Genomic DNA, 21,188 nt, shown 5'->3' with positions numbered 1-21,188 from the left:
CTTATCCGCTCGTCTGGTGTTCGTTTCGCAGGGCCGCAGTGAATCCGTCTGCTACCCAGCGAATCTGGGTTCGGGCAGACCGCGCACGCCCAGTCCGTGAATCGCGAACACACTGCCGGGTTGCGGGTGCTGCTTCAATTCCTCATCAGTCGCGAAGGACTGCTGCGAGGTGACGAACAGTGTTTCGAAGTCGTCGCTGCCGAACGCCACGCAGGTGGGCGTGCGGACCGGCATCTCGATTTCCCGGTCCAGGCGCCCGTCCGGGGCCACTCGGAGGATCTTGCCGCCGAGGTTGAGAGCGAACCAATAGTAGCCCTCGACGTCGACCGTGGCGCCGTCCACGATCGCCGGCGCGGGTGCGTAGTCTGCGACAGAGAAGAAGGGCCGTCGATTCTGGATGCGGCCTTCGTCGATGTCGAAGTCGAACACGTAGATCATGCCGCCCTTCGTGTCGCCGAAGTACATCCGCGTGTCTTGGGGATCGAAGGCGATACCGTTGCTGCAGATGAATGTGAAGTCCTCAGCCACTCTTCGGTAGGAGTGATCGGCGTCGAAGCGATAGAGGTAGGACGACTTGTCGCTGAGCTTGCCGTCCATACTTCCGCACCAGTACCGTCCGCGGCGATCGATCTTGCCATCGTTGAGACGGTTGAACGGCTTGTCTGGTTCGGGGTCGACAATGCGCTCGAAGGTCCCACGCGCCAGGTCGATCTCGCAGAATCCCGAGTTCGAGCCCCCGATCAAGCCGCCCTGCTCACGGAATCCGAATGAACCGACCTGTTCCGGCATCGGCCACACGGTGCGTTCGCCGGTGGCCAGGTTCAGTCGGCGAATAGACGGCTGTCGTGGACCGACCACGTCGACCAACGGGCCGACGTGGTCGGCCCAATAGAGCGACGACTCCTCGGCGACCCATATCGGCGTTTCGCCAAGTCCGTCGTTGCACTCCCACAAGCACTCGATCTCGACCATCGCAGGCTCCTTTGCCTAGTCTGATCAGGCTCTTTGCTGATAGAGATTAGTCCAACACGCCCTCGGGCAGTCTGATATTCGCCGAGTGGCGTCGTCAACGCGACAAGGGTGCCGATGGCTTGTCCGCGCCCAGTGTCCCCAGGTCGGGGGACACGGAGGTAATCCGTTTTTCTAGCAGATCGGGGGACAAGAAGCTACTGATCGACGGGGCAGGGTAAAGGTTGTTTACAACCCGTAGCCGTTGCAAAGTCCGTGCGGCGCGAGTGTGCCGTGGCCGACATCTCTTGATGTTTGCAAGAGGACAGCCCCTGGGCCGACTGCACGAACGAGAACAGAAGAGAGGTGTTTGGTCATGTCAGCAGAGCGAACGCGGGAAGAAATGTTCGACCTGATTTTTCGGCAGGTGGCGTAGCCAGATTCTCTATGCAGGGGTCAAGCTGAACGTCGTCGAAGCGCTCGCCGGCGGTCCACTGGATGCGAAGTCGATTGCCTCCGCTCTGTCTCTAGACGGTCCGAATTGTTATCGCCTCCTTCGAGGGCTTGCCAATCTCGGCATTTTGGAAGAAAGCCAACACCAGAATTTCAGCTTGACCGGGTCGGGAGAAACCTTCCTCAAAAACCACCCGTACAGTTTGCGTGGCGTGCTTCTTCTCGAAGAGGGGCCCGAACACTATCAGGCTTGGTCACATCTATGCGATCTCATCAGGGAGGGGGTGACGACGGTTTCAAGAGGCAATTCGGGAGTACGCCGTGGAAGTACTCCGAGCAAGACAGAGCATTTCTGGAAACGATGAACGAAGCGACCAGTAACTTCTCCGCCGAGAGTGCTTCGCGGGAAGTCCTGGAAGCATTCGGAGACTATAAGCTCGGAAACGCACTGATTTTCGATGTCGGTGGAGGCCAAGGGCATTTGTTGCGCTCCATCATAAAAGAAAATCCAGATGCGTACGGAATGGTGTACGAACGGCCTGAAGTCCTCGATCTACCAGAATTGTTCTGGGCCGAAAAAATGGCGGTCGAGGAGCGTGTAGAGCATCTTTCGGGAGACATGTTCGAGTCTATACCCGAAGCAGATGTGTATATCATGAAGCACATTTTGCACGACTGGAGCGATGAACAGTGCATCACGATACTGGAAAATATCGGTGCAGCGGCACAGGCCGGTAACCGGCTGTTTGTCGCAGATTTTGTCGTACCTGGACCGAGTGAACGTCACTTTTCGAAGACATTCGATTTGCATATGATGTGTGTCACGTCTGGACGTGAACGGACTGAAGAAGAGTACGGAAATATGTTCGAGAAGTCTGGCTGGCGATATGTCACCACCAGGTATCCGCGGTCGAAGCGCATAGGACTTATGGAGGCCGTCAAACGATAGCGTCGGTGTCGTCATGATCGACTAGAAGCCGGGTCGAGGATCGGTTTCTATCCAGCGAACCTGGGTTGGGGTAGGACACCTGCACTCGGGCCCTGAACCGCGAACAGACTGCCCGGTTGCGGGTGCTGCTTAGGTGGGTGCCCCCGGCAGGATTCGAACCTGCGGCCTTTCGCTCCGGAGGCGAACGCTCTATCCCCTGAGCTACGGGGGCGCGCCGGAATACCGGCGTACCAATTGGGCTGGCCAATCGTAACGCATGGGTAGTGGGGTGGACCAAATCGGTCCCTCAACCACGGTGTCTCGATCCCCGTGCGGGTGCAAACTCGCATAGTGTCGTGGTGACGTGGACACCTGCGAAATCCCGGGAGGGTCGAGAATGGCCGATGGGTTGAATGACGGCGTGCGGAGCTCGGACGCGCAGTATTCCGATCATGACCTCGAACAGGATCTGCGGTGGTGGGCGGCCGCCAATTACCTCACTGTCGCGCAGATCTACTTGCAGGACAACACGCTGCTGCGTGAGCCGTTGCGGCCGGCGCATATCAAACCCCGGCTTCTCGGACATTGGGGGACCAGTCCTGGGTTGTCCATGGTCTACACCCTTCTGAATCGTCTGATCTGCCGGACAGACGCGGATTGCCTGTTCGTGACCGGGCCCGGTCACGGCGGGCCCGCCCTGGTCGCCGCCACGTATCTGGAGGGGACCTACTCGGAGGTGTATCCCGGGGTGTCCCGTGACGCCGCCGGAATCCACCGGCTGTGTCGGCAGTTCTCGACTCCGGGTGGGGTTCCGAGTCACGTCGGTGTGCAGACACCGGGAAGTATCCACGAGGGCGGGGAGCTGGGCTATTCCCTGGCTCACGCGGCCGGCGCAGCATTCGATCATCCGAATCTGCTGGTAGCGTGCGTGATTGGCGACGGCGAGGCTGAGACGGGGCCATTGTCGGGCTCGTGGAAGCTCCCCGCGTTCCTCAATCCGGAGCGCGACGGTGCCGTATTGCCGATCCTGCACGTCAACGGAGCGAAGATCGCGGGACCCACGGTCTATGGCCGCAGTAGCGATGACGACGTCGAGGCATTCCTGAGCGGTCAGGGATGGGCACCGACCGTCGTCGCCGGTGACGACCCGCCCACAGTGTTCCGCGCGCTCGATCGTGCTCTCGGCGATGCGTACAGGGTGATAACCGACATGCAGCGGGAGGCGCGGGCGGGGCGAGTTCAGCGTGACGCGCGCGCGGCGTGGCCCACGGGTGCGAAATGGCCGGCGATCGTGCTGAAGACCCCGAAGGGCTGGACGGGCCCACATACCGTCGATGGCGTTCTTGTCGAGGGAACACATCGTGCTCACCAGGTTCCCTTGTCCGGGGTTCGGACCAACCAGGCCCACCTCCACCAACTCGAACAATGGATGCGGTCGTACTCGCCGGAAGATTTGTTCGATGCGAACGGCTCGCTCGTCTCCGATCTCGCACAGTTGGCGCCGGAGGGTGACAAGCGGATGGGTTCGTCCCCGTACGCCAACGGCGGGCGCCTGAGGGTGGACCTGCCGATACCGCCGTTGGAAAAGTATGCGCTCGCCATCGAGAAACCGGGTGCCACCATGCACGAGACGACTCGCGTACTCGGCGAGTTGCTCCGCGACCTCTATACGGCGACCACCACTCCCGACGGTGGGGGAACCTTTCGCCTGTTCTGTCCCGACGAGACGTCCAGCAACCGACTGGGCGCGGTATTCGAGGCGACCGATCGCTGTTGGCAGCTACCCATCACCGACTACGACGACGGACTGTCACCGGGTGGACGGGTGATGGAAATTCTCAGCGAGCACCTGTGCGAGGGGTGGCTCGAGGGATACCTGCTGTCCGGGCGGCACGGGATTTTCGCCAGCTACGAGGCGTTCGCGATGGTGAGCGTGTCCATGCTCATTCAACATGCGAAGTGGATCCAGCACGCGGTGGATCTGCCGTGGCGGTCACCGGTTTCGTCGCTCAATGTTCTGCTGACCAGCACGTGTTGGCGCAACGACCACAACGGCTTCAGCCATCAGGGTCCGGGCATGATCGATTCCGTCATTCCCCTCGCGCCGGACGTCGTTCGGGTCTGGCTTCCGCCTGATTCGAACACGTTGCTCTCGATTTCCGACCACTGCCTGCGCAGCATCGACCACGTCAATCTCATCGTCGTCGACAAGCAGCCGCATCTGCAGTACCTGACCCTCGAGCAGGCACACGCCCACTGTGCGGCTGGGGCGTCGGTGTGGGAGTGGGCGGGCACTGAGGCCCAGGCAGGTACCGGGCCGGATGTCGTGCTTGCCGCCGCGGGTGACGTTCCGACTCAGGAGATCCTCGCAGCCGCCCAGTTGCTTCGCGAGCACACGCCGGATCTCGTCACAAGGGTGGTCAACCTCGTCGACCTGATGGGGCTGCTCACGCCTACGGAGCATCCGCACGGATTCGACGCTCAGAAGTTCCTCGACTTGTTCACCGCCGATACCGATGTAGTGTTCGCGTTCCACGGATATTCGCGCGCCGTCCACGAACTGATCCACGGGCGTCCCGATCCGGAACGTTTCCACGTCCGCGGTTTCAGCGAACAGGGCGCTACGACCACGCCGTTCGACATGGTCGTGCTGAACCGAATGAGCCGCTACCACTTGGCATTGGAAGCACTCAGACGCGCACGCACGGAACCCGCAGGCGCCGATGCACTCGCCGACTTCTGTCTCAGCCAACTCGAACGGCACGGCGAATACGTAGTCGCGCACCTCGAGGACATGCCCGAGGTGCGCGACTGGACGTGGTCGTGACAGCGATCAGTTGACGGCCGGTCAGTTCATCGGCAGGGGACTCGAGCCCCTTTCAGCGAGCATGTTCGTGATCAACGTCGACTCGCTTTCCTGGGTATCGACCATCTTCTGAGCAAGGTCGCGCGTCACACGTTCGGCGGCGTGCTCGGCCGCATACTCCATCATCGGTAGCCCGCCCTCGTGGTGGCGAAGCATGAGCTGGAGAAACAGGACGTCGGCGGCGGGACCTGTGGCCTGGCGCAAGGCAGTCATATCCTCCGAGGTCGCCATGCCCGGCATCTTCGCCATCGGACCCATGTGCATGGCTTCGTCGGAGTCCTGGCCGTGACCGTCGGATTGCTGTGGCTGCATCCATCCCATGTACCCACCGGACGGCAGCAAGGGCTGACCCCACAGGTCGAGCCAAGCCTGCATCTGTCCGAGTTGGTTCTGTTGCGTGGTGAGGATGTCGTACGCGAGGCTCCGGACCGCGGGGTCGTTGACATCCGCCAGCGCGATCGCCGACATCTCCACGGCCTGGCTGTGATGCTCGCTCATATCTTGGGCGAACCCGACATCAACGGAACCGGCTTCGGGAACGGCCGTATCGTCCTCCGCCGACGGGCGTACCAGGAACCCGACGGCGAAGCCGATGACGAGGGCGCCGATCAACCCGATGACAGTGAGTGCTGTGCGCTGGCTGCGTCGAGGAGGTGTGCTGTCGTCCGCGGGTGCGGTCTCGGGTCCGAGTTCGGAGTCGGTGGAGTCAGCCATTGCTGCCTTCGATCGGCGCCTGCTGGGGCTCAGGCGGAAGCTGCTGGTCGGGCTCCTGCGGGAGCTCAGATGGAACTTGCATGTCGGGCGGGAGCTGCATTCCGCCCACTTCGGACTCGTCCGGGGTGATTCCGCCGCCGTCCATGGGCACTGCGTCCGGGCCGGGTGGGCTCGGATCGAACGGGGGCGGGTTGTCGGGGTCGAAACCGGAGCCCGGAATCGACGAGCAGGTCGCGCCCACCTCGGGATAGGTGTTCGGATTGATCCGCAGCGCGGTGATGAACTGGTCGATTCGAGGGTCGTCGACGCTGTCCAACTTCAGTTGGTGGCCCCACGACTGCAGCGAAACGGGGCTGTCGAGGCCGGGGTACGGCGACAACATCGTGAATGTCTTACCGTCGACCTTGTCCTCGAGGGTCCGCACCTGGTCGCCAGTCACCTCGTCCGGGTTGTAGGTGATCCATACCGCGCCGTGCTCGAGCGAGTGCACGGCATTCTCGCTGCGGATCGCGTTCGGGTACACCGTTCCCGTGCATGTTGCCCAGATTCCATCGTGTGGGCCACCGAACGGAGGCGAATGGTCGTAAGCGACTCGCTGCGACGGTTGGACGTGGATGCCGGCCGGGTAGTCGACCCTGACGACACCGTCGATGTTGACCGAGGGGTCGGGGTCCTCGGCGCTCGGCGCAAAGCGAGAGGCCTCGACGTTGGCCTGGTACTTGGGCACCAGGTTGATCGCAAGAACCGCCACCAAGGCGACTACAGCTCCTCCGGCGCCGATCGTGAGCCAGGGAATCTGTCTCGGAGCGCCGCCGCCCTTGACCTTCCCCGCGCCGCCCGAGGCCTTGTCGCGGCTACTCTTTTTCTGGGCGGCCTTGATGGCCTTGGCCGACTTCGCTCCCGACTTCTTGTCGGGACCACGATTTTCCGAACCGCTTGGCATAAATTGTGATCTTTCGGTGGTGGGTTGCGGGCGCTCTTTTCCCGGTAGCCGGAAGCCGAGGACCGAGTCTCGGGGCGATGCCACTATACTGTTTCCATTCTGTGCCCAACCAGCGAGAGTGACCGCGGACACGCCTGAAGACGCCTCGCGGGGCCTGGGGGTCAGCCGTGGGAAGGCGGATCACCGCTCGAGACGCGATGGCCATAGGATAGATACCTGTGACTCCAGCCGATCTTGCCGAACTGCTCCGTGGAACCGCCGCGGCCGTGCTCGCCGACCGCGGACTCGACGTGTCCGTGTTGCCCGAGACCCTGACGGTCGAGCGTCCGCGGAACCCCGAGCACGGCGACTACGCGACCAATGTCGCGATGCAGGTGGCCAAGAAGGTCGGTACCAATCCTCGTGAACTGGCCACCTGGCTTGCCGAGGCTCTGACTGAGACAGAGGGCATCGACAGCGCCGACATCGCAGGCCCGGGCTTTCTCAACATCCGTCTCGCGGCAGATGCGCAGGGAGCGATCGTCGCCAAGATCCTGGCGGAGGGTGCAGGGTTCGGTTGGGGCGCCGCGCTCGCGGGCAAGAACATCAACCTCGAATTCGTCTCCGCCAACCCGACCGGCCCCATACACCTCGGTGGAACCCGTTGGGCGGCTGTGGGCGACGCACTCGGCCGCATCCTGGCCACACAGGGTGCGGCGGTCACACGTGAGTACTACTTCAACGACCACGGCGCGCAGATCGACCGGTTCTCCCGCTCGCTGATCGCGGCGGCCAAGGGAGAACCCACCCCCGAAGACGGATATGCCGGTGCGTACATCGCCGATATCGCCTCCCAAGTTCTGCGTCGGCGCCCCGACGCGCTCGAGCTTCCCACTGCCGAACAAGAGGAAGTGTTCCGGTCCATCGGCGTGGAACTGATGTTCGCGCACATCAAGCGCACCTTGCACGAGTTCGGTGTCGACTTCGATGTGTACTTCCATGAGAATTCGCTGTTCGAGTCGGGCGCGGTGGAGAAGGCAGTCGAGACGCTGAAGCTCTCCGGGAACCTCTTTCAAGAAGATGGCGCTTGGTGGCTCAAGAGCACCGATTTCGGCGACGACAAGGACCGCGTCGTCATCAAGAGCGACGGCAACGCTGCGTATATCGCCGGTGATATCGCCTACTTCCAGGACAAGCGCTCCCGGGGTTTCGACCTGTGTATATACATGCTCGGTGCGGATCATCACGGCTACATCGGCCGGCTCAAGGCCGCTGCCGCGGCGTTCGGTGACGACCCGGACACCGTGGAGGTATTGATCGGGCAGATGGTGAACCTGGTCCGCGACGGCGTGACCGTGAAGATGAGCAAGCGTGCCGGCACCGTCATCACTCTCGACGATCTCGTCGAGGCCATCGGTGTGGACGCGTCGCGCTACGCGCTGATCCGGTCGTCGGTGGACTCGAGCATTGACATCGACCTCGAGCTGTGGACGAGCACCGGCAACGAAAATCCCGTCTACTACGTGCAATACGCGCATGCCCGCCTCGCGTCGATCGCCCGTAATGCGGCCGATCTCGGGGTTTCCGCTGAGAACCCGGACCTGTCGCTGCTGGTCGCGGATCAGGAGGGCGACCTCATCCGGACACTCGGGGAATACCCACGTGTCGTGTCGAGCGCGGCGAATCTCCGTGAGCCGCATCGCGTTGCGAGGTACCTCGAGGAGCTTGCCGGTGCGTACCACCGCTTCTACGGAGCGGGCCGCCGGATTCTTCCGCAGGGCGATGAGGACCCGGCGCCGATCCACACCGCGCGACTGGCGCTGTGTATGGCGTCTCGCCAGGTGCTGGCCAACGGTCTTGCACTGCTCGGCGTGAGCGCACCGGAGCAGATGTGAACGCGCACCCCGCAGGCCCCAAGCACGCCGAACACCTGCACGCGCCCGGACTGCCCGAGCGCCCCACCGATTCGGCCGAGTTCGCATCGCTCTCCCCGCAGGTATGGCCACGGAACGCGCGCCGAGGCGCTGACGGGGTCGTGAGCCTGGCTGGGGTCCCGGTGACGGACCTGGTGGAGAAATACGGCACACCACTGTTCGTAGTGGACGAAGACGATTTCAGGTCTCGGTGCCGCGACATGGCCGGCGCGTTCGGGCCGAGCGCCAGGGTGCACTACGCGTCCAAGGCCTTCTTGTGCGGCGAGATCGCTCGCTGGGTTGCAGAAGAGGGTCTGTCTCTGGATGTCGCCTCCGGCGGAGAACTGACGGTTGCCCTGCACGCTGGATTCCCGGCTGAACGAATTGCCATGCACGGCAACAATAAGTCGCTTGCGGAGCTGAGTGCAGCGGTGGCGGCAGGTGTCGGGCACATTGTGCTCGACTCTGCGATGGAGATCGATCGCCTCGAAAGGGTAGCCGGTGAAGCCGGCGTCGTCCAGGACGTGTTGATCCGCGTGACGGTTGGTGTGGAGGCGCACACCCACGAGTTCATCTCCACTGCCCACGAGGATCAGAAGTTCGGGTTCTCGCTCGCGGATGGAAAGGCGATCGACGCGGTTCGGCAGGTTTTTGCCGCCGACCACCTGAGGCTCGTGGGCCTTCACAGCCACATCGGCTCGCAGATATTCGACGTCGACGGCTTCGAACTCGCCGCTCACCGCGTCATCGGGCTCCTTCGAGACGTCGTCGCGGCGTTCGGTGTGGAAAAGACGTCTCAGATCTCGATCATCGACCTGGGCGGCGGCATGGGAATCTCCTACGTCCCCACCGACGATCCGCCCCCGGTAGATCAACTTGCCGCAAAGCTCGCTGACATCGTCCGCAACGAGTCGACGCTGGCGGGTCTGCCCGAACCGACGCTGGCAGTCGAACCGGGACGTTCGATTGCCGGACCCGGGACGGTGACGCTGTACGAGGTCGGCACAATCAAGGACGTCACTGTCGGTAGTTCCCTGACCCGCCGGTATGTCAGCGTCGACGGTGGCATGAGCGACAATATCCGTACGGCGCTGTATCAGGCGGAGTACGAAGTGAAGCTGGTCTCGAGGGCGAGCGATGCCGAACCTGTCGTGTCCAGAGTCGTGGGTAAGCATTGTGAGTCGGGCGACGTCGTGATCCGTGACACCTGGATGCCCGAGGACATCGATGCCGGAGATGTTCTTGCCGTCGCCGCCACCGGTGCATACTGCTATTCGATGTCGAGCAGATACAACATGCTGACTCGGCCTGCCGTGGTGGCGGTGCGTGATGGGCGCTCGCGTGTGATCCTCCGGAGGGAAACCGTGGAAGACTTGCTGAGCTTGGAGGTACAGCAGTGACGAGTGAATCGGCGCATCGCGCTATCGGTGTGGCCGTCCTCGGCCTCGGCAACGTCGGGAGCGAGGTGGTGCGCATCCTGCAAGAACACAGCCAAGACCTCGAGGCTCGCGTCGGCGCCCCGTTGATTCTGCGCGGTGTGGCTGTTCGCCGCCCCGGTGCAGATCGCGGAATCCCAGTCGAACTGCAGACCACCGACGCAGCGACCCTCGTGGCTCGCGACGACGTCGACATCGTCGTCGAGGTGATCGGTGGCACGGATCTGCCACGCGAGTTGATTCTCTCGGCGCTGAACTCCGGGAAGTCCGTTGTCACCGCGAACAAGGCTCTGCTCTCCGAACGCACCGGAGAACTGGCCGAGGCTGCGGAGATGCACAGTGTCGATCTGTATTTCGAGGCCGCCGTGGCGGGCGCGATCCCGGTGATCCGGCCACTCTTCCAGTCGCTCGCCGGCGATCGAGTCAACAAGGTCGCCGGAATTGTCAACGGCACCACCAATTTCATTCTGTCGGCAATGGACGAGACCGGGGCGGACTACGCCGCGACGCTCGCCGAGGCCGGACGACTCGGCTACGCGGAGGCAGATCCGACGGCCGACGTGGAAGGCTACGACGCCGCGGCCAAGGCGGCGATCCTCGCGTCGATCGCCTTCCACACCCGGGTGACGGCGGCAGATGTGTACCGCGAAGGGATCACCAATATCACCGCGGAAGATCTGACGTCGGCACGTGCACTCGGTTGCACGATCAAGCTGTTGTCCATCTGCGAGCGGGTTACCACCCACGACGGCGAAGAGCGGATCTCCGCCCGGGTCTACCCAGCTCTTGTGCCGTTGAGTCATCCGCTGGCGTCGGTGAACGGCGCATTCAACGCCGTGGTTGTCGAGGCCGACAACGCGGGGCGCTTGATGTTCTACGGCCAGGGTGCGGGTGGCGCCCCCACCGCGTCCGCCGTGATGGGTGATCTGGTGATGGCCGCGCGCAATAAGGTGAACGGTGGACGCGGACCTCGCGAATCGAAGTACGCCAAGCTGAAGATCTCGCCGATCGGCGAGATTCCGACCCGCTACTACGTCAGCATGAAGGTGGCGGACAAGGCGGGTGTGCTGTCAGCCGTGGCTGCAGAATTCTCCGAGCACGGCGTGAGCATCTCCACCGTGCGGCAGGAAGGCGCAGGCGACTGCGCTCGCCTCGTCGTCGTGACCCACCTCGCGGGGGATTCCGCTTTGTCGGAAACCGTTGCGGCACTGAGTAAGAAAGAATTCGTCACCGCTGTGACCAGCGTTCTGCGACTGGAAGGCACCGAACAATGACCGGCACCTGCAACCCCGTGCACGCCCCGTGGCCGGGGCTGATCGAGGCCTACCGAGACCGACTCTCCATCGGGCCGAACTGGAAGACGGTCACCCTGCGCGAGGGCGGCACTCCGCTGTTGCCCGCCGAGCATCTCTCGGAGATCACCGGGTGCGAGGTCTACCTCAAGGTGGAGGGGCTCAACCCGACCGGCTCGTTCAAAGACCGCGGCATGACGATGGCCGTCACCGACGCGCTGGCTCGCGGGCAGCAGGCCGTCCTGTGCGCATCCACGGGCAACACCTCTGCGTCCGCCGCAGCGTACGCCGCCAAGGCGAAGATGACCTGTGCGGTGCTGGTGCCGCAGGGCAAGATCGCGATGGGCAAGCTTGCGCAAGCCGTCATGCACGGTGCGCGGATCATTCAAGTGCAGGGCAACTTCGACGACTGTCTCGAGCTGGCCAGGAAGACCACAGCGGAGTTCCCCACGATCGGACTGGTGAACTCGGTCAACCCGGTCCGCATCGAGGGTCAGAAGACCGCGGCTTTCGAGATCTGCGACGCACTGGGCAAGGCGCCCGACGTTCATGCGCTGCCGGTCGGGAACGCCGGCAACATCACCGCGTATTGGCGCGGGTACTCCGAGTACTACGCGGATGGAATCACCAGTGTGAAGCCCCGAATGCTCGGCGTCCAAGCCGCGGGTGCCGCGCCGCTGATCCATGGTGCCCCTGTGAAAGATCCGGAGACGATTGCGACCGCGATCCGGATCGGTTCGCCTGCCTCCTGGAACGGCGCTATCGCCGCGAAGGAGGAGTCGCACGGAGCCTTCCGTGCCGCGACCGACGAGGAGATTCTGGAGGCATACCACTTGATCGCAAGAACCGAAGGCGTTTTCGTCGAACCCGCTTCGGCTGCGAGCGTTGCGGGTCTGCTGGCCGCCCGCAAGGAGGGTTGGCTGGACTCAGGCTCGAGCGTCGTCTGCACCGTCACCGGTAATGGACTCAAGGACCCCGACACGGCGTTGGCGGGAATGCCGGAGGTCCAACCGATTCCGGTTGACCCCGTCGCTGTCGCCTCCGCCCTGGAGCTGGCGTAGTGGAGGCGGCCACGCCCACCGCGCCGCAGAATCAGACGGCTTCCATGACACGAACTCTCCCCGAAGGGCTCACCGTTACCGCGCGCGTGCCCGCGTCGAGCGCCAATCTCGGACCGGGCTTCGATACGCTCGGTATCGCTCTGGGGCTGTACGACGAGATCAAGGTCACCACTACCGGTTCGGGGCTGAACATCCGGGTCGAGGGTGAGGGGGCGGACGACGTCCCATGTGGCCCATCTCACCTCGTGGTCCGTGCGATCGAGCGAGGCCTGGAATCGGCGGGTGTCTGGGCTGACGGGTTGGATGTGGTGTGTCACAACGTGATACCTCATTCTCGGGGTCTTGGTTCCTCGGCTTCTGCTGTTGTCGGGGGACTGGCAGCGGCCAACGGCCTCGCGGCGAAGCTCGATCCGGATCTGGAGCTGTCCCGCGATCAGCTCGTGCAGTTGTCGTCCGAGTTCGAAGGTCACCCCGACAACGCCTCGGCGAGTGTGCTCGGCGGAGCCGTTGTGTCATGGGCAAGTGAGGGGGCATCGGCCGACCGTGGTTCGAAAGATGGCGGTTCGAGAGCAGCCCACCCCGTGTACGCGGCGGTGCCACTGAAGGTGCATCCCGCCATTCGTGGGGTCGCTCTCGTGCCCGGAGTGCGCTCGTCGACCGCGCACACTCGGGGTTTGTTGCCGGAGACCGTTCCCCACCGTGACGCGGCATTCAATGTCAGCCGCGGAGCCCTGGCTGTGGTGGCTCTCACAGAACGTCCGGACCTCTTGATGGCGGCCACCGAAGACCGGCTGCATCAGGCGCAGCGCGCTCAGGCGCTTCCACAGACGACGCGATGGATCTCGATTCTGCGGGAGGCCGGTATCGCCGCAGCTGTATCGGGCGCCGGGCCGACCGTTCTCGCGTTGACAACCGAACCGTTCCCCCGCGATTTTCGAGAGATGGCGGAGGCCGACGGGTTGCAGGTGCTAGAGCTCGACATCGCGGGCGGCGTCCAAGTCAGCTGACACGCCGCAGGCCCCCTTCTTGCTCCCGCGGTCCCAGGCAGCTATTCTGGGCATTGTCCGTACATCGTGCGCATCAGACGCCGGTGCTCTACCAGGGCAAATACTCCAGGTCAATCGGGGTTGACGACTCCTGGCATGATCTTCCGCACTATCAGTTGTGTAGGGATTTCGAGCACACGCCTGTTTCAAGGTGGTGTGATGGCGGGCAAGCCGGCAGTTTCTTCGCACGCAACTACGTACGGCACATCCGAATTCGGTACATGACCCGAATTGCGGGACGAACCCTCAACTCTGCGCAGCGCGAGTGAGGGAAGGAAAGGACCTCCGTGACCGATACGGACCTCATCGCCGCTCCTGTGCACGCATCATCGGTGGATACCGTTGGCGCGCAGGCAGGCGACACTTCACAGGCACCATCGACTCCGCCCGGAACAGATGCAGTCGCGGCCTCCAAGATGCGTGCCGAGACACGCCGGGGCGCGGGACTGTCCGGGATGGTATTGACCGAACTCCGCGCCCTCGCGAGCGAGCTGGGCATCAAGGGGATCTCGGGGATGCGCAAGGGTGACCTCATCGCCGCGATCAAGGAGCGCCAGAGCGGCACAGCCGCCCCGGCTGCTGCTGCGCCCGAGCCGACCACCCGTGCGCGGACGACACGCGCAAAGCGTGAACGGTCCACCCAGACCGAGCTCTCGGTGACACCGGATGCGGTGACACCGGATGCAGGGACACGGGATACTGGAACCCCGGATACTGGAACTCCGGGTGCTGGGTCGGCGGGCGCTGTGACTCTGGATGAGCGGCTTCCCGAGAAGGTCGCGGCGCAGAAGGGGGCTGAATCCGCAGTGACCGACACCGAAGTCACCAATACAGCAGTTACCGAACCCGCAGAGAGCGGCCGCCGCGGGCGCCAGCGCCGTGGGGCTACGCGCCGTGCGGGCGCACCCGAGCACGCCGAGCAGGGCGGCACCCCACCGGTCACGGTCCCGCAGAACGCTTCCGAAGCCCCGCCCACCGAGCGCAAGCAGGCCGACGATCGTCAGGATTCGGCCGAGAAGCCCGGCAAGCAGGACGGCACGGGCAGGCAAGATGGCGCCGGAAAGCAGGATGGTTCCGGAAAGCAGGATGGTTCCGGCGACCAACGCGGCGACCGCAATCGACGTGAGCGCGGTGACCGGGGGCAGGGGAACGCCGGCCCGCGAAGCAACGACGGTCGCTCGGGCGACGACGAGGAAGGCGGTCGCGGACGCCGCGGGCGCCGTTTCCGTGAGCGTCGTCGTGGACGCGACCGCGGAGAGGGCGACGCACGCGAGACAGAGATCCGTGAGGACGACGTCCTGCAGCCCGTCGCCGGCATCCTCGATGTCCTCGACAACTATGCGTTCGTGCGCACCTCCGGCTACTTGGCCGGGCCCAACGACGTCTACGTGTCGATGAACCTGATCCGCAAGAACGGTCTTCGCCGCGGCGACGCCATCACCGGTGTCGCTCGGATCGGCCGCGAGGGGGAGCAGGGCAATCAGCGGCAGAAGTTCAATCCTCTCGTCCGGATCGACACCGTCAACGGCGGCGAGGTGGAAGCGGCCAAGAAGCGTCCCGAGTTCGGCAAGCTCACCCCGCTCTACCCGAACGAGCGGCTGCGCCTCGAGACCACTCCGAACGTCCTGACGACTCGTGTCATCGACTTGGTGATGCCGATCGGCAAGGGGCAGCGTGCGCTGATCGTGAGCCCGCCGAAGGCCGGTAAGACCAGCGTGCTGCAGGCTATCGCCAATGCCATCTCGACCAACAACCCCGAGTGCTACCTCATGGTTGTGCTGGTCGACGAGCGCCCGGAAGAGGTCACCGACATGCAGCGTTCGGTGAAGGGCGAGGTCATTTCCTCGACCTTCGACCGTCCGCCGGGAGATCACACCTCGGTCGCCGAGTTGGCGATTGAGCGTGCGAAGCGACTGGTGGAGACGGGCCGGGACGTCGTCGTTCTTCTCGACTCGATCACCCGCCTCGGCCGCGCATACAACAACTCCTCGCCGGCCTCGGGTCGAATCCTCTCCGGTGGTGTCGACTCGACCGCGCTCTATCCGCCGAAGAGATTCCTCGGCGCCGCGCGCAACATCGAGAACGGCGGTTCGCTCACAATCATCGCGACGGCGATGGTAGAGACCGGATCAACCGGCGATACCGTGATCTTCGAGGAGTTCAAGGGCACCGGAAACGCCGAGCTCAAGCTCGACCGCAAGATCGCGGAGCGTCGCGTGTTCCCGGCAGTGGACGTGAACCCTTCGGGTACGCGCAAGGACGACTTGCTTCTCGGCCCGGACGAGGCCGCCGTGATGCACAAGCTCCGGCGTGTGCTCTCGGGCCTGGATTCGCACCAGGCCATCGATCTGTTGATCGACCGCCTCAAGAAGAGCAAGAGCAACATCGAATTCCTCATGCAGGTATCGAAGACTGCTCCGGGCGCGATCGAGGACTGATCGTCAACCGAGCGGGGCCCGGCGACATTGTCGCCGGGCCCCGCCCCTATTCTCAGGAAGAATGACTGGGAACAATGTGCGAGGCCCAGGAAGAATGGCTGGGAACAAAGCGCTTGCCGACCACGTTGATCACTTTGCAAGCGCGCATGCCAGTTGGGCCCACGAGCCTGCAATCTGGCATACTGAGCGGCCGAGTCCGGTTCCGGTTCACGTCTTCGAACGGCGAAGGCGACCCGGCGACCATTGAAAGGGACACCCATGAAGGCAGGTATTCACCCCAACTACGTGGCCACCACCGTGGTCTGCGGTTGCGGAAACACATTCGAGACTTACAGCACCAAGGAGACCGGACGCATCAACGTCGAGGTCTGCTCACAGTGCCACCCCTTCTACACCGGAAAGCAGAAGATTCTGGACACCGGTGGACGCGTCGCTCGCTTCGAGGCTCGCTACGGCAAGCGCGCCGGTAAGGGTGCAGCCAAGGGATCCGAGAAGTCATAGCTGTTCCGCCGACGCCCGTCCTGCGATAATTGCAGGCCGGGCGTCGGCTTTTTTGTGCCCAGTCCCCACATAACGCAGAGCGGAGCGAACAATGGCAGGGACCACCCAGCCTTCGGCCATCGACGACATTCTGGCTGAGTACGCCGGACTGGAGCAGCAGTTGGCCGATCCAGCTCTGCACGATGACGCCGCCGCCGCCCGCAGAGTAGGCAAGCGATTCGCCGAGTTGGCGCCGATCATGGCGACGATTGCCAAGTTGGAATCGGCGCGGGGTGATCTCGACGCCGCGCGTGAGCTGGCTGCTGACGATTCCAGCTTCGCCGGCGAGGTACCTGCACTCGAGGCGGTGGTCGAGGAATTGGACAAGACCTTGACCGACCTCCTCGCTCCGCGGGACCCACACGACGGTGACGATGTCGTGCTCGAGGTGAAGTCGGGTGAGGGCGGTGAGGAATCGGCGCTGTTCGCTTCGGACCTGGCCCGCATGTACGTGCGCTACGCCGAGCGCCACGGGTGGCGCGTCGAGATCCTCGATGCGACCCTCTCCGATCTCGGCGGATACAAGGAAGCGACGCTCTCGATCAAGTCGAAGGGCGACGTCAGGGACGGAGTCTGGTCCCGTCTGAAGTTCGAAGGCGGCGTCCATCGCGTGCAGCGCGTACCCGTGACCGAGTCGCAGGGGCGAGTTCATACGTCGGCCGCGGGCGTCCTTATCTATCCGGAGCCGGAAGAGGTCGCCGAGGTACAGATCGACGAAGCTGATCTGCGCATCGACGTCTACCGGTCCTCGGGCAAGGGTGGTCAGGGGGTCAACACCACCGATTCCGCTGTCCGGATCACGCATCTGCCCACCGGTATCGTGGTGACCTGCCAGAACGAACGCTCGCAGCTGCAGAACAAGGCGCGGGCCATGCAGGTACTTGCCGCCCGACTGCAAGCTGCTGCCGAAGAGGCCGCGGAGGCTGAAGCCTCGGCGGGGCGGCAGAGCCAGGTGCGCACCGTCGACCGTTCCGAGCGCATCCGGACCTACAACTTCCCCGAAAACCGCATCACCGACCACCGCATCGGGTTCAAGTCGCACAATCTCGACGCGATACTGGACGGTGAGTTGGATGCACTGCTCGACGCGCTCGGTAAATCCGACCGCGAGGCGAGGCTCGCTGCCGAGTAAGAGGTTCGCCGCAGATCTCGAGATCGAGCGAGGGTGACTCTCGGTCGTTCGATGCTGTCTGCGCCCCGGGACAAGAGGGACGGGCACATCCGGTAGTAGCGTGCATGGCAGGCTGTACCTGTGAGTCGCCTTCCACTTCGCCTGGCCCTGATGGACGCAACCCGGCACCTCGACGAGGCCGGTGTGCGCAGTGCCCGTGCGGATGCCGAGCTGCTCGCGGCGCACCTGTTGGGTGTTGCGCGCACGCGACTCGGGTTGGTACCCCTCGTCGACGAATCTGTGGTCGAGGCCTACAAGGCCATGGTGGACCAGCGCGCCAAGAGGATCCCGTTGCAGTACATTCTCGGTACGGCGGCCATGGGCGACATCGATGTCCAGGTCGGTCCCGGTGTCTTTGTGCCGCGACCCGAAACCGAGCTGCTGTTGGGGTGGGCCCTCGCATCACTTGGGCATTGCGACCAACGCCCGCCCGTCGTCCTCGACCTGTGTACCGGGTCCGGCGCACTTGCGCTTGCGATAGCCAACGCGCGCCCCGATGCGGTGGTGCATGCCGTCGAACTCGAACCGAATGCTCTGGCGTGGGCGCGGCGCAACGCCGGTGCCCGGGAACAGGCAGGCGACACGCCCATCCGGTTGTATCAAGGTGATGTAACCGATCGCACACTGCTGGCGGGACTCGAGGGCGGCGTGGATCTGATCGTTGCGAACCCGCCGTACATTCCCGAGGGTGCCGAGCTCGAGCCCGAGGTCGCCGAGCACGATCCACACAGCGCATTGTTCGCCGGCCCTGACGGTCTCTCGGTAATAAAGCCGATGATCTCGAACGTCGCACGCTGGTTGCGGATCGGGGGAGCGGTGGGAATCGAGCACGACGACACCAACGGGTCCGCGGTGGCGGCACTGTTCGAGTCCCGCCGTGTGTTCGGTGAGGTCGCCGAGCATCCGGACCTGGCAGGCAAGCCCCGCTTCGTTGTTGCGCGCCGTATCGCCACCGATATCGAGGCGCGGCGTTCGGGGACCGGATTCGAGGGTGAAAGAATGAGCGGGTGAGTACCGTTTACGACTGTGGCCGACCCGACACCCGCTCCGCTGGAATGAATGCGGCCAAGAGTGCGCTGAAGGCCGGACGCCTTGTCGTGCTTCCTACGGACACGCTGTATGGAATCGGCGCCGACGCCTTCGACGGTGCCGCCGTGGCATCGTTGCTACAGGCCAAGGGGCGGGGGCGTGACATGCCGGTGCCGGTGCTCGTCGGCTCGTGGAAGACGGTCGACGGACTCGTCTACAGCGTGCGCTCCCAGACCCGTGATCTCATCCGGGCGTTCTGGCCGGGTGGCCTGAGTCTGGTTGTGGAGCAAGCACCTTCGCTCGCTTGGGACCTCGGTGACACGCGTGGCACCGTGATGCTGCGCATGCCGCTGCACCCGGTTGCACTGGAACTGCTACGGGAAGTCGGACCACTGGCGGTGTCGAGCGCCAATGTCTCCGGCCAACCGCCCGCCACCACCGTCAACGAGGCTCGCGGGCAACTAGGCGGATCGGTAAGCGTGTATCTGGACGGCGGACGTGCGCAGAAGGCGCAGGCATCGACGATCGTCGACCTCACTGGCGAGAACCCCAGGATCCTGCGTGAAGGCGCGGTGTCCACCGGCGACGTCGCCGACGTGCTCGGAGTGACGGCGGAGAGCCTGTCAACCCAGTGAGCGCGGCCGAATCGGCCGGCGTGGTGCTGGCTCAAGCAGGCGGGGGGGCTGGAGTCCCGCTGCGTGAACTCCTTCTCGTCCTGTTCACTGCCGCAGTGGTTACATATCTGGCCACCGGTGCTGTGCGATTGCTCGCCCTGAGATCCGGGGCGGTCGCTGTTCCGCGTGAACGAGACGTCCACGTCACGCCCACACCTCGCCTCGGAGGCGTCGGAATCTATCTGGGCCTCCTCGTCGCCCTGCTGTTCGCGCACCAACTACCAGCTCTCACCAGGGGCTTCGAGTTCACCTCCGACGTTCCTGCGGCACTGGTCTCAGGCTTGGTGATCGTGCTGGTAGGAGTGATCGATGATCGGTGGGGGCTCGACGCGCTCACCAAGTTCGTCGGTCAAGTCACCGCCGCGGGAATCCTCGTGGTGATGGGGGTGAGCTGGTTCATCATCTACCTGCCGTTCGGCGATGGCAGCACCGTGATCCTCGACCAACTTCAAGCCGGGCTGGTCACTGTGGCGATCGCGGTCGTGATGGTCAACGCCATGAACTTCGTCGACGGACTCGACGGACTTGCCGCGGGTCTCGGCTTGATTTCCTCGCTCGCGATCTGCGTGTTCTCGGTCGGGCTCCTTCACGACCAGGGCGGCAACGTCAACGCGTATCCGCCGGCGATGATTGCGGCGGCGCTCGCCGGCGCATGCCTCGGATTCCTACCGCACAACTTTCGGCCCGCCCGGATATTCATGGGCGACTCGGGCTCGATGCTGATCGGACTGATGCTCGCGGCGATCGCGACGAGTGCGTCGGGGCGCATCTCGCTCACCGCTTACGGCACGCGCGACCTTCTCGGTCTGCTCTCACCGCTGCTGCTGGTCGGTGCCGTCATGTTCATCCCGATCCTCGATCTGTTGCTCGCGATCGTTCGTCGCACCCGAGCCGGGGTGAGTCCGTTCAGTCCGGACAAGATGCACCTGCATCACCGACTCCTGCAGATCGGGCACTCGCACCGTCGTGTCGTACTGCTGATCTACTTGTGGGTCGGCGTTCTGGCCTTCGGTGCGGTCGGATCAGCACTGTTCGACCGACGTGTCGTCGTGCTCCTGCTAGCAGGTGGCTTGGTTTTCGCTCTCGTCGTAACTGCCGTCCCGTCGATCCGCGGACAGCAGCACGATCGTCAAAGCTGACCGGAGGTTTGTGGCGGACAGGTAGCGATCCACTACCCTTGGTGACCGTGACATTCACTCCAGCATCCACCCCCGATCAGACCGCGGCCTTGAGGGCTGCCGTCCGATACGGGATTCTCGGACTGTTCGCGCTGGCAGCGGCCGGTTCAGTCGTCGCAGCTCTCCTCGCGGGTAAGCCTGGCCTCTATGGTGCGCTGCTCGGTGCGGCCGTCGGGGGCGGGTTCATTCTGTGCACGGCACTCGGCGTGTTGTTCACTGCGAAGCTGCCGGCCATGACCGCGGGAGCCGTGCTACTCGGTACCTGGTTGCTGAAGATGATCCTCGCGATCACCGTCTTGGCGATCCTCAAACCGCTCGACTTCTACAACGACACAGCATTGGTGCTGGTCATCGTGTTTTCCTTGGTTATCGTACTGGGCGCGGAAACCTACGGGGTGTTGAGAAGCAAGGTTCCGTACGTCGAACCGAGCACACCGGAAGTTGCCGATTTGCCGGGAGGTGACAGTAAGTAGTACTACGAAAAGTAGTAGCTTCGAACCGACCCATACCCCCGTCTACGCGATGTCGTAGAAGACTTGATAAGGTCTGGGCCAAGCGAGGATAATCAGGCCGCGAGTA

The 21,188-nt window shown here is 63.8% G+C and carries 17 protein-coding genes, 1 tRNA gene and 1 pseudogene; 15 read left to right on the top strand and 4 right to left on the bottom strand.

Features of this window, described 5'->3' with window-relative positions; translation table 11 throughout:
* Positions 1-51: 51 nt before the first annotated feature.
* Positions 52-972: an SMP-30/gluconolactonase/LRE family protein gene (locus BFN03_RS11295; protein ID WP_070379078.1), complete on the bottom strand. Its 921-nt coding sequence runs from the start codon at positions 970-972 to the stop codon at positions 52-54.
* A gap of 407 nt (positions 973-1,379) precedes the next feature.
* On the opposite strand from BFN03_RS11295, the pseudogene BFN03_RS21025 reads away from it, so the two are divergent.
* Together BFN03_RS21025 and BFN03_RS11290 are read left to right on the top strand one after the other, a co-directional pair.
* Positions 1,380-1,766 (top strand): annotated as a pseudogene (locus tag BFN03_RS21025) (methyltransferase family protein); the annotation flags it as partial.
* Complete coding sequence (locus tag BFN03_RS11290; protein ID WP_084385592.1) at positions 1,664-2,350, top strand: methyltransferase; 687 nt, start codon at positions 1,664-1,666, stop codon at positions 2,348-2,350. The pseudogene BFN03_RS21025 and the gene BFN03_RS11290, both read left to right, overlap by 103 nt.
* A gap of 138 nt (positions 2,351-2,488) precedes the next feature.
* Here the strand turns inward: BFN03_RS11290 and BFN03_RS11285 are convergent.
* Positions 2,489-2,561, bottom strand: a tRNA-Arg gene (locus BFN03_RS11285).
* 189 nt (positions 2,562-2,750) lie between these two features.
* On the opposite strand from BFN03_RS11285, the gene BFN03_RS11280 reads away from it, so the two are divergent.
* Positions 2,751-5,156 (top strand): phosphoketolase family protein, encoded by a 2,406-nt coding sequence (locus tag BFN03_RS11280; protein ID WP_232320232.1) that lies wholly within the window; start codon positions 2,751-2,753, stop codon positions 5,154-5,156.
* Positions 5,157-5,177: 21 nt separating this feature from the next.
* On the opposite strand, the gene BFN03_RS11275 is transcribed toward BFN03_RS11280, so the two are convergent.
* The gene (locus BFN03_RS11275; protein WP_070379076.1) at positions 5,178-5,909 is read right to left on the bottom strand and encodes a DUF305 domain-containing protein; all 732 of its coding nucleotides are present in this window, start codon (positions 5,907-5,909) and stop codon (positions 5,178-5,180) included.
* Positions 5,902-6,852 (bottom strand): DUF3105 domain-containing protein, encoded by a 951-nt coding sequence (locus BFN03_RS11270; protein WP_070379075.1) that lies wholly within the window; start codon positions 6,850-6,852, stop codon positions 5,902-5,904. The genes BFN03_RS11275 and BFN03_RS11270 overlap by 8 nt, the downstream gene beginning before the upstream one ends.
* 218 nt (positions 6,853-7,070) lie before the next feature.
* Here BFN03_RS11270 and argS point away from each other — a divergent pair, with 218 nt between their 5' ends.
* From argS to BFN03_RS11210, 12 genes are all read left to right on the top strand, one after another.
* Positions 7,071-8,726: an arginine--tRNA ligase gene (gene argS / locus BFN03_RS11265; RefSeq protein ID WP_070379074.1), complete on the top strand. Its 1,656-nt coding sequence runs from the start codon at positions 7,071-7,073 to the stop codon at positions 8,724-8,726.
* Positions 8,723-10,144 (top strand): diaminopimelate decarboxylase, encoded by a 1,422-nt coding sequence (gene lysA, locus BFN03_RS11260; protein ID WP_070379073.1) that lies wholly within the window; start codon positions 8,723-8,725, stop codon positions 10,142-10,144. The genes argS and lysA overlap by 4 nt, the downstream gene beginning before the upstream one ends.
* Positions 10,141-11,454, top strand: coding sequence for a homoserine dehydrogenase (locus BFN03_RS11255; RefSeq protein WP_070379072.1), 1,314 nt, complete (start codon positions 10,141-10,143; stop codon positions 11,452-11,454). The genes lysA and BFN03_RS11255 overlap by 4 nt, the downstream gene beginning before the upstream one ends.
* Positions 11,451-12,533 carry a threonine synthase gene (gene thrC / locus BFN03_RS11250; protein WP_070379071.1) on the top strand — a complete coding sequence of 361 codons (1,083 nt, stop codon included), beginning with the start codon at positions 11,451-11,453 and terminating at the stop codon, positions 12,531-12,533. The genes BFN03_RS11255 and thrC overlap by 4 nt, the downstream gene beginning before the upstream one ends.
* A gap of 44 nt (positions 12,534-12,577) precedes the next feature.
* Positions 12,578-13,540 (top strand): homoserine kinase, encoded by a 963-nt coding sequence (gene thrB / locus BFN03_RS11245; RefSeq protein ID WP_070380837.1) that lies wholly within the window; start codon positions 12,578-12,580, stop codon positions 13,538-13,540.
* Positions 13,541-13,866: 326 nt separating this feature from the next.
* On the top strand, positions 13,867-16,017 hold the full coding sequence (rho, locus tag BFN03_RS11240) for a transcription termination factor Rho (protein WP_070379070.1): 2,151 nt from the start codon (positions 13,867-13,869) through the stop codon (positions 16,015-16,017).
* A gap of 258 nt (positions 16,018-16,275) precedes the next feature.
* Positions 16,276-16,518: a 50S ribosomal protein L31 gene (gene rpmE, locus BFN03_RS11235; RefSeq protein ID WP_070379069.1), complete on the top strand. Its 243-nt coding sequence runs from the start codon at positions 16,276-16,278 to the stop codon at positions 16,516-16,518.
* A 91-nt stretch (positions 16,519-16,609) separates the two neighbouring features.
* The gene (gene prfA, locus BFN03_RS11230; RefSeq protein WP_070379068.1) at positions 16,610-17,689 is read left to right on the top strand and encodes a peptide chain release factor 1; all 1,080 of its coding nucleotides are present in this window, start codon (positions 16,610-16,612) and stop codon (positions 17,687-17,689) included.
* 120 nt (positions 17,690-17,809) lie between these two features.
* The gene (prmC, locus tag BFN03_RS11225; protein ID WP_070379067.1) at positions 17,810-18,739 is read left to right on the top strand and encodes a peptide chain release factor N(5)-glutamine methyltransferase; all 930 of its coding nucleotides are present in this window, start codon (positions 17,810-17,812) and stop codon (positions 18,737-18,739) included.
* The gene (locus BFN03_RS11220) at positions 18,736-19,392 is read left to right on the top strand and encodes an L-threonylcarbamoyladenylate synthase (RefSeq protein ID WP_070379066.1); all 657 of its coding nucleotides are present in this window, start codon (positions 18,736-18,738) and stop codon (positions 19,390-19,392) included. The genes prmC and BFN03_RS11220 overlap by 4 nt, the downstream gene beginning before the upstream one ends.
* The gene (locus BFN03_RS11215) at positions 19,389-20,570 is read left to right on the top strand and encodes a glycosyltransferase family 4 protein (protein ID WP_070379065.1); all 1,182 of its coding nucleotides are present in this window, start codon (positions 19,389-19,391) and stop codon (positions 20,568-20,570) included. The genes BFN03_RS11220 and BFN03_RS11215 overlap by 4 nt, the downstream gene beginning before the upstream one ends.
* A gap of 38 nt (positions 20,571-20,608) precedes the next feature.
* The gene (locus tag BFN03_RS11210) at positions 20,609-21,082 is read left to right on the top strand and encodes a hypothetical protein (RefSeq protein WP_070379064.1); all 474 of its coding nucleotides are present in this window, start codon (positions 20,609-20,611) and stop codon (positions 21,080-21,082) included.
* The last annotated feature ends 106 nt before the right edge of the window (positions 21,083-21,188 follow it).

The organism is Rhodococcus sp. WMMA185, from assembly GCF_001767395.1.
Taxonomy (GTDB): Bacteria; Actinomycetota; Actinomycetes; order Mycobacteriales; family Mycobacteriaceae; genus Rhodococcus_F.
This window is presented reverse-complemented; position numbering and strand designations above follow the sequence as displayed.

What these genes read in the sequence shown, in the direction of transcription:
- BFN03_RS11275 (WP_070379076.1), bottom strand. Translation starts at nt 5,909, where the DNA reads ATGGCTGACTCCACCGACTCCGAACTCGGACCCGAGACCGCACCCGCG.
- thrB (WP_070380837.1), top strand. Translation starts at nt 12,578, where the DNA reads ATGACACGAACTCTCCCCGAAGGGCTCACCGTTACCGCGCGCGTGCCC.
- thrC (WP_070379071.1), top strand. Translation starts at nt 11,451, where the DNA reads ATGACCGGCACCTGCAACCCCGTGCACGCCCCGTGGCCGGGGCTGATC.
- prfA (WP_070379068.1), top strand. Translation starts at nt 16,610, where the DNA reads ATGGCAGGGACCACCCAGCCTTCGGCCATCGACGACATTCTGGCTGAG.
- BFN03_RS11290 (WP_084385592.1), top strand. Translation starts at nt 1,664, where the DNA reads ATGCGATCTCATCAGGGAGGGGGTGACGACGGTTTCAAGAGGCAATTC.
- rpmE (WP_070379069.1), top strand. Translation starts at nt 16,276, where the DNA reads ATGAAGGCAGGTATTCACCCCAACTACGTGGCCACCACCGTGGTCTGC.
- BFN03_RS11270 (WP_070379075.1), bottom strand. Translation starts at nt 6,852, where the DNA reads ATGCCAAGCGGTTCGGAAAATCGTGGTCCCGACAAGAAGTCGGGAGCG.
- BFN03_RS11295 (WP_070379078.1), bottom strand. Translation starts at nt 972, where the DNA reads ATGGTCGAGATCGAGTGCTTGTGGGAGTGCAACGACGGACTTGGCGAA.